At 45.1% G+C, this 2598-nt stretch carries 5 protein-coding genes; 2 read left to right on the forward strand and 3 right to left on the reverse strand.

Annotated features, from left to right (window positions below; all coding sequences use genetic code 11):
* The first annotated feature begins 43 nt into the window (after window positions 1-43).
* Both EXE44_RS16325 and EXE44_RS16330 read left to right on the forward strand, forming a co-directional pair.
* Window positions 44-694 carry a hypothetical protein gene (locus tag EXE44_RS16325; RefSeq protein ID WP_137694919.1) on the forward strand — a complete coding sequence of 217 codons (651 nt, stop codon included), beginning with the start codon at window positions 44-46 and terminating at the stop codon, window positions 692-694.
* A complete protein-coding gene (locus tag EXE44_RS16330) occupies window positions 694-1203 on the forward strand; it encodes a hypothetical protein (RefSeq protein WP_137706107.1) in 510 nt (169 codons plus the stop codon). The genes EXE44_RS16325 and EXE44_RS16330 overlap by 1 nt, the downstream gene beginning before the upstream one ends.
* Here the strand turns inward: EXE44_RS16330 and EXE44_RS16335 are convergent.
* The 3 genes from EXE44_RS16335 to EXE44_RS16345 all read right to left on the reverse strand — a co-directional run bounded on the left by EXE44_RS16335 (window position 1162) and on the right by EXE44_RS16345 (window position 2555).
* Complete coding sequence (locus EXE44_RS16335) at window positions 1162-1812, reverse strand: hypothetical protein (protein ID WP_137706106.1); 651 nt, start codon at window positions 1810-1812, stop codon at window positions 1162-1164. The genes EXE44_RS16330 and EXE44_RS16335 overlap by 42 nt on opposite strands.
* 77 nt (window positions 1813-1889) lie before the next feature.
* Window positions 1890-2225, reverse strand: a complete 336-nt coding sequence (locus tag EXE44_RS16340) for a repressor phrH2 (RefSeq protein WP_137706105.1) — start codon at window positions 2223-2225, stop codon at window positions 1890-1892.
* Window positions 2226-2555, reverse strand: a complete 330-nt coding sequence (locus EXE44_RS16345) for a helix-turn-helix transcriptional regulator (protein ID WP_137694916.1) — start codon at window positions 2553-2555, stop codon at window positions 2226-2228.
* Window positions 2556-2598: the final 43 nt, after the last annotated feature.

Genomic DNA, 2598 nt, shown 5'->3' on the forward strand with positions numbered 1-2598 from the left:
GTGAGGTAAAAAGACCCATATATCCCTATTGTAATACGTAGATATGGTCAGTGTCCGTAAAGCTAGCTCGGATCTTTCTCAGTGGGAGTCATCCCTACCGGGCTTGTCGAACGGACAACTCGTTATTACCTCGGTCGAGGTAACTGATGTTGTCCCGCTGTTCGAAGAATATCCATATAGCGATCAGCAAATTCTCAAAGCTCAATTCAAATACGAAACAACGAATCCCTTTGATGAGTCTGTGAAGAGGGAATACTCCGGAGAACTTTCCTATCGAAGTGGATCCGACATCATACTAGTGAGTACAGAGTCGGATACGCCATCCAGTGGAGAGATCATACAAAAACTGGGGAAAATTCTACCTGAAAATGTCGACATCTACCCCGGTCTGTTTCCCACTAGACAAGCTATCTGGAATTTCATAAAAGAAGCTGATGAGGTGTTGGAAGTCGAGGTTCTGTATAACGGAGAGATACGTTCGCATAGCGAGATTGACGATCTTAATCTCGCAGACATAGCGGGTGAATATATTGTAGAGAGAGCAGACATCGTATTTGAAAGAAATAAACAGAATATATTGGTTACATACGCCGATGACTCCCTTAACATACAGAACCAGGGAGAAAAAGGTGAAATCAATGATGATACAGAATTCATCACCCAGATATTTGAAAGAGAGGTTATTAATAAATAATGGCACCTGTCGAATCGATCTCGATAAAGACACCAGCTATTACTGACGGTGGCTCCTGGGGAGAGGGCAATGATGGCTCTGGAAATGGTGGATTTGGAAACGGAATTAGTATTGGGATAGATCCCCTGATAGATGGAGAAGAAGACGAATCTGATGAAGACAGTTCTAACAGGGATTTAGTCCGTATATATTCTGAAGAGAGTGGACTGGTAGGCCGCGCAAAGATTACATTTGTCGTTCCAAATGCCTGTGGGGATTTACCAATCTATTTCGAATCGGAAGGACCTCTATATTCAGGTGTTAGGGGTACCAAACATTCAACATTTGACACTGGTTCAAGAGTACTAAATCTACGTACCAACGAAGCCCTCTCGGATGGTGGAATCTTAGAAATTAGGGCTAACACGGAATACCTACCAAGAGATCGGTATTTACTCACGATATCGGATGTTAGGGCACAGGAGGTGCTAGAAGAAGTGGAATTGGTCAAGAATGCCGCCGTAGAATGATATAGCAAACTCGATCAATTGATAAAGCCACATTAGCCCATCCAGTATCGGTCCCCCAATGAATGATAACACAGTAACTGTAGCTCCAATAACGGCGATTAGTTTTAATTTTGTACCGTTTTCCTCCTGCCAAGAGTTTACATGGAAAGACGCCTCCTTATAATCCTGCCCAATATTCCCTTCTGTATCTTGGTATGTGAAAGTAATCGGAATTGTATAATTTCCAGGTCTAGCATCGTTCTTTGTTTCTAGCCTAACTAACAGTGGTGGGTTATGCCCATGATTTTTTTCACCACCGATTCTCCCAAATTCTTCCGATGAATCAGACGACATATCATATTCGAAGAGAGAGTCACTCAGTCCAATGGAGTATCCAACATCTGACGAACTTTCACTATTCACGTTGAGATCTCCGTTATCTATCACCGTTTCAACAAATTCACTCCCTCCCTGTTTGAATACATCACCAAATGGGAACTGAATATGAAGTTTATTATGCTCTATTTCTCCATTTCCAGAGAAATATATACTAAGATACAAATCCTCTCCACGGTCCAAGTGGGGATCTTCTATAATGGGGGTGACACTGAATTGAGCTAAGTCTGTCATTGAAACATACAAACACAACCCAGTAAATTAATCTTAACTTCGTCTGCCGGGTTTATGATATTGTTCTAAAATATATCTCAGAATCCTGCCCACCAGTCCGGTCGCGTCGCATGCGGCGGTCGCGGGTTCGGCACGGGCACATCGAGACTCGGGTCGACATCTTCGCTCAAGAATAATTCTCCCCATGTTGTGATCGACCATTTGACCTCAAAGCGACCATCAACGATCTCGCGCTCGTATTGCTCCACGAGCTCGGCATCCGCCAGCACTTCGCACCGGTCACTCACGCGATTCTTACTGATCCGTCCACGAATATCGAACGCGATCTCCCACGCATCCGCATCGCCTCCATCAGCGAGCCGCTCTAGAATCCGCTCATCGAGACCGCCCATCCATGGGACAGAATCGCGCATTCAGGTCGTGCCTCCATTCGAGGCCTCGCCGTTCGTCGGGTCCTGCGCTTCAACGGTCTCGCTGTCGTCGTCGATGTAAGTCCAATTCTCGGTGTCGAGCCGACCGTCGAGGTACGCCTCACCGTCGTCAGTAATGATGTAGACACCGTTTCCTAAGTGTTTAACAAGGCCATTTTCAGTCAATTTCTTACACCGACGGTGGACCTGCTGGCGAGAATATCGAATTGGACCTTCCCGCTTCATTTTCGCAGGTGATCCGGATTCGTGTTCAGATAGATACTCTAGAATACGGTCATCAACCGCAGTCATCCAATTTCCCGCATATCTCATATGTCTCTTTCTTGTATCAAGGTCTATATTACGGTCGTATATC

This window comes from Halorubrum sp. SS7, assembly GCF_005435055.1.
Taxonomy (GTDB): domain Archaea; phylum Halobacteriota; class Halobacteria; order Halobacteriales; family Haloferacaceae; genus Halorubrum; species Halorubrum salinarum.

Bases quoted from the DNA above. Each gene is read 5' to 3' on its own strand.
- EXE44_RS16325 (WP_137694919.1), top strand. From the start codon at position 44: ATGGTCAGTGTCCGTAAAGCTAGCTCGGATCTTTCTCAGTGGGAGTCA.
- EXE44_RS16330 (WP_137706107.1), top strand. From the start codon at position 694: ATGGCACCTGTCGAATCGATCTCGATAAAGACACCAGCTATTACTGAC.
- EXE44_RS16335 (WP_137706106.1), bottom strand. From the start codon at position 1,812: ATGACAGACTTAGCTCAATTCAGTGTCACCCCCATTATAGAAGATCCC.
- EXE44_RS16340 (WP_137706105.1), bottom strand. From the start codon at position 2,225: ATGCGCGATTCTGTCCCATGGATGGGCGGTCTCGATGAGCGGATTCTA.
- EXE44_RS16345 (WP_137694916.1), bottom strand. From the start codon at position 2,555: ATGAGATATGCGGGAAATTGGATGACTGCGGTTGATGACCGTATTCTA.